The sequence below is a fragment of the Kluyvera genomosp. 1 genome, from assembly GCF_001266615.1.
Lineage (GTDB): Bacteria > Pseudomonadota > Gammaproteobacteria > Enterobacterales > Enterobacteriaceae > Kluyvera > Kluyvera cryocrescens_A.
In genome coordinates, this window is sequence record NZ_LGHZ01000057.1 from 1 (window position 1) to 4,160 (window position 4,160).

A 4,160-nucleotide genomic window follows, 5' to 3' on the forward strand; every position below is an offset into this window, starting at 1 on the left:
TTTTTTGCGTCTGTACGACGCCAAAGAGGGCTCTTTTCCGCCGGATCAAGGATCTTCCCACCCCATATAACCGCAAGCCATCCCGTGATAGATACGGTAAACTACTGTCGATATCGCATCAGGAAAGCAATCATGACCCACTCCTTAAAACCCTGGAATACCTTCGGCATTGATCATTGTGCAAAACACATCGTATGCGCTGAAAATGAACAACAATTGTTAAGCGCCTGGCAGCAATCTACACAAGAAGGGCTGCCAGTTTTGATTCTAGGAGAGGGAAGCAACGTACTTTTTTTGGAAGACTATTCTGGCACCGTGATCCTTAACCGAATTAAAGGTATCAAGGTGAGTGAGACGGCCGATGCGTGGCATTTGCACGTTGGTGCTGGGGAAAATTGGCACCAGCTGGTGCGATTTGCATTAGAAAACAATATGCCGGGTTTAGAAAATCTCGCATTGATTCCGGGGTGTGCGGGTTCTTCACCTATTCAGAATATTGGTGCCTATGGCGTCGAACTCCAGAACGTATGCGAATATGTTGACTGTATTGAACTGGCTACGGGTGAACATAAGCGTCTCTCTGCATCAGAATGCCAGTTTGGTTATCGTGATAGCATTTTCAAACATGCCTATCAGGATCGCTTCGTCATAGTTGCTGTGGGGTTCCGTCTTGTAAAAGAGTGGAAACCGGTGCTGACCTATGGCGATCTTACGCGATTGGACCCACAAACAGTGACGCCGCGGGATGTATTCGACTCGGTATGTCACATGCGAATGACCAAGTTACCAGATCCTAAAGTGAATGGTAACGCCGGCAGTTTCTTCAAAAACCCGGTGGTGAGTGCTGAGTATGCGGCAACGTTACTGAATAATTTCCCGAAGGCACCTCATTATCCACAGGCCGATGGTAGCGTGAAGCTAGCGGCTGGCTGGCTTATCGACCAATGTCATTTGAAAGGCCATACAGAGGGTGGTGCTGCGGTACATCAGCAGCAAGCGCTCGTGTTGATCAATGTTGATAATGCTCAGAGTCGCGATGTTGTTCGGCTTGCCCACCACGTTCGCCAACAGGTTGGCGACAAGTTCAACGTTTGGCTAGAGCCAGAAGTTCGTTTCATTAGTCATAAAGGCGAAGTCAGCGCGGTTGAGGTAATAAAATGAAAGATAACACGGTGCCATTAACGCTTATCTCATTGCTGGCCGATGGTGATTTTCATTCAGGTGAACAGCTCGGTGAGCAGCTGGGTATGAGCCGTGCGGCCATTAACAAGCATATGCAGACCTTGAGAGACTGGGGGGTAGATGTCTTCACCGTGCCCGGTAAGGGTTACAGCCTGCCTGAACCTATTCAACTGCTTGATGTAGAACGTATTCGCCAGGCGGTAGAGTACGGTAATGTTGCCGTCCTTCCTGTTATTGATTCAACCAATCAGTATCTGCTGGACAGAATTAGCGAGCTACAGTCTGGCGACGCCTGTGTCGCCGAATATCAGCAAGCTGGCCGTGGCCGGCGCGGGCGTAAATGGTTCTCGCCGTTTGGTGCCAATCTGTACCTCTCCATGTTCTGGCGTCTTGAGCAAGGACCCGCGGCTGCTATCGGTCTGAGCCTGGTTATCGGGATCGTCATGGCTGAGGTCTTACAGAGCCTGGGTGCTGATAAAGTCCGTGTAAAATGGCCAAACGATCTTTATCTCAACGATCGCAAGCTGGCGGGAATTTTGGTTGAACTGACGGGTAAAACCGGTGATGCGGCGCAAATCGTCATTGGTGCGGGTATTAACCTTGTAATGCGCCGGGCCGAGAATGATGTGATTAACCAGGGCTGGATTAATCTGCAGGAGGCCGGAATTGTGATTGACCGTAACATCCTGGCGGCGCGTTTAATTAACGAGCTACATGATGCATTGCATCTTTTCGAACAAGAAGGGTTAGCGCCGTATCTGGCTCGCTGGGATAAATTAGATAACTTTATTAATCGCCAGGTTAAACTGATTATTGGCGATAAAGAGATCTTCGGTATTTCTCGCGGTATTGATACGCAAGGTGCGTTATTACTTGAGCAGGATGGGATTATTAAGCCGTGGATTGGCGGTGAGATCTCGCTGCGTAGCGCTGAATAAATAAAGGGAGCCTTGGCTCCCTTTATAATATTACAAAGCTTATTTCCGCAGACGAACCTGTTCTACTGAGTGATTGGCACTTTTGGTCAGTATTAAGCTTGCGCGCTCGCGCGTTGGTAGGATATTTTCGTTAAGATTCCTAAGGTTAATCTCATTCCACAGCGAAGTTGCGACGTTGACTGCTTCCTCTTTTGAAAGTTGTGCATAGTTATGGAAATAAGAGTCCGGATCGGTAAATGCCCCTTCACGGAATTTCAGGAATCGATTGATGTACCAGGACTGTAATAGCTTCTCTGGGGCATCGACATAAATGGAGAAGTCGACAAAGTCGGATACAAATACATGATGGGGGTCATGTGGATAATCCATACCACTTTGTAAAACATTTAACCCTTCAAGAATTAATATATCCGGGTGGGTCACCGTTTTATCGCCATCCGGAATAACATCATAGATCAGATGGGAATATACAGGTGCGGTAACATCCGGCACACCGGACTTTAGATCAGATACGAATTGTACCAGTCGGCGCATATCATAGGATTGTGGAAACCCTTTCTTCTTCATCAGGCCACGTTCTTTCAGCACTTCGTTCGGATGCAGGAATCCGTCGGTAGTGATGAGTTCAACACGACGGTGTTCTGGCCAGCGGCTGAGTAGTGCCTGCAGTACACGAGCCGTTGTGCTTTTTCCAACGGCCACGCTGCCAGCAATGCTGATGATATAAGGAATACGCTGACCATTAGTACCCAGGAACTGCTCTAGTACTGCCTGGCGACGTAGATTAGAACTAATATAGAAATTCAGTAATCGTGATAAAGGCAAATAGATCTCGGCCACTTCTTCAAGTGACAGATCTTCGTTGATACCTTTCAGGCGCGTAATTTCCCCTTCGGTCAGGGTCATAGGCACTGAATCACGCAGCGCCGCCCACTGGCTACGATTGAACTGTAGATAAGGTGTCATTAACGTTTGCTCTTGTTTATTCATAAGCATGTTCTGGCTAACGCGTGGATTTCACGCGGCGCTTCACATTAAGTTAATCAGGACAATGGGCAGGAGGTTAACACCAGATGGAAGATAAAAAGAAGAAAAAATCCAAATGAGTGGTGCTTTCGTGAGAAAACACCGCTCTTTATCGCTGAGGTAAGGTGCTGCTGCGACAATGAGATAGCTATATAGGAAGAGAATAAGGGCAAACAGACCATTCATTGCCAACTCATGCAGTAATCAGGGGGAGATAAGTTGTATCACCTAGGGTTTATCGCACTATATTTGGTCAGAAAACTGGCATGTTGCTTGGTTTTTACGCGCAAACGCACAAAACATGACCGATAGAACATTTTATGCAAATTTTTAGTTGCATGTCGCCGCAGGTCTCCATAGAATGCGCGCTACTTGATGCCGACTTAGCTCAGTAGGTAGAGCAACTGACTTGTAATCAGTAGGTCACCAGTTCGATTCCGGTAGTCGGCACCATCAGGTGGGGTTCCCGAGCGGCCAAAGGGAGCAGACTGTAAATCTGCCGTCACAGACTTCGAAGGTTCGAATCCTTCCCCCACCACCACTTTCAGGCTAAGCATTGCGAAGCCAGAGTTGGTTGGTAAGATAACTAGCTCAAACAAAGAAAAGAGAGAAATCTCTTTTTTTTGCACAGAAAGAACTGGGTAGCCGAGTTTCAGGATGCGGGCATCGTATAATGGCTATTACCTCAGCCTTCCAAGCTGATGATGCGGGTTCGATTCCCGCTGCCCGCTCCAGACGTGCTGATATGGCTCAGTTGGTAGAGCGCACCCTTGGTAAGGGTGAGGTCCCCAGTTCGACTCTGGGTATCAGCACCACTTCACTTCTCCTTCCCGTTTCTCTCTGTTTAAATTATGCATTCAACAGTTCAGGCGTATCGTCTGGTTGATGTGGTGATATCACCGATTTATCCGTGTATTAGAGGGACTATCGATGTCTAAAGAAAAATTTGAACGTACCAAACCGCACGTCAACGTCGGTACTATCGGCCACGTTGACCATGGTAAAACTACCCTG

The 4,160-nt window shown here is 47.7% G+C and carries 4 protein-coding genes and 4 tRNA genes; 7 read left to right on the plus strand and 1 reads right to left on the minus strand.

What is annotated here, in order from left to right:
- The first annotated feature begins 132 nt into the window (after window positions 1-132).
- Both murB and birA read left to right on the plus strand, forming a co-directional pair.
- Window positions 133-1,161 (plus strand): UDP-N-acetylmuramate dehydrogenase, encoded by a 1,029-nt coding sequence (gene murB / locus KP80_RS21930; protein WP_052285760.1) that lies wholly within the window; start codon window positions 133-135, stop codon window positions 1,159-1,161.
- Entirely contained in the window at window positions 1,158-2,120 is a 963-nt protein-coding gene (gene birA, locus KP80_RS21935) for a bifunctional biotin--[acetyl-CoA-carboxylase] ligase/biotin operon repressor BirA (protein ID WP_052285761.1), read from the plus strand. The genes murB and birA overlap by 4 nt, the downstream gene beginning before the upstream one ends.
- Window positions 2,121-2,159: 39 nt before the next feature.
- On the opposite strand, the gene coaA is transcribed toward birA, so the two are convergent.
- A complete protein-coding gene (gene coaA / locus KP80_RS21940) occupies window positions 2,160-3,110 on the minus strand; it encodes a type I pantothenate kinase (RefSeq protein ID WP_052285762.1) in 951 nt (316 codons plus the stop codon).
- Between the two features lie 413 nt (window positions 3,111-3,523).
- Between coaA and KP80_RS21950 the strand changes: the two genes are divergently transcribed.
- The 5 genes from KP80_RS21950 to KP80_RS21970 all read left to right on the plus strand — a co-directional run.
- A tRNA-Thr gene (locus tag KP80_RS21950) sits at window positions 3,524-3,599 on the plus strand.
- Window positions 3,600-3,602: 3 nt separating this feature from the next.
- A tRNA-Tyr gene (locus KP80_RS21955) sits at window positions 3,603-3,687 on the plus strand.
- A 118-nt stretch (window positions 3,688-3,805) separates the two neighbouring features.
- Window positions 3,806-3,880 (plus strand) — tRNA-Gly (locus KP80_RS21960).
- Between the two features lie 5 nt (window positions 3,881-3,885).
- Window positions 3,886-3,961, plus strand: a tRNA-Thr gene (locus KP80_RS21965).
- 115 nt (window positions 3,962-4,076) lie between these two features.
- A partial coding sequence (locus KP80_RS21970) for a GTP-binding protein (RefSeq protein WP_010312103.1) occupies window positions 4,077-4,160 on the plus strand: 84 nt, incomplete at its 3' end.

What these genes read in the sequence shown, in the direction of transcription:
- murB (WP_052285760.1), top strand. Translation starts at nt 133, where the DNA reads ATGACCCACTCCTTAAAACCCTGGAATACCTTCGGCATTGATCATTGT.
- birA (WP_052285761.1), top strand. Translation starts at nt 1,158, where the DNA reads ATGAAAGATAACACGGTGCCATTAACGCTTATCTCATTGCTGGCCGAT.
- coaA (WP_052285762.1), bottom strand. Translation starts at nt 3,110, where the DNA reads ATGAATAAACAAGAGCAAACGTTAATGACACCTTATCTACAGTTCAAT.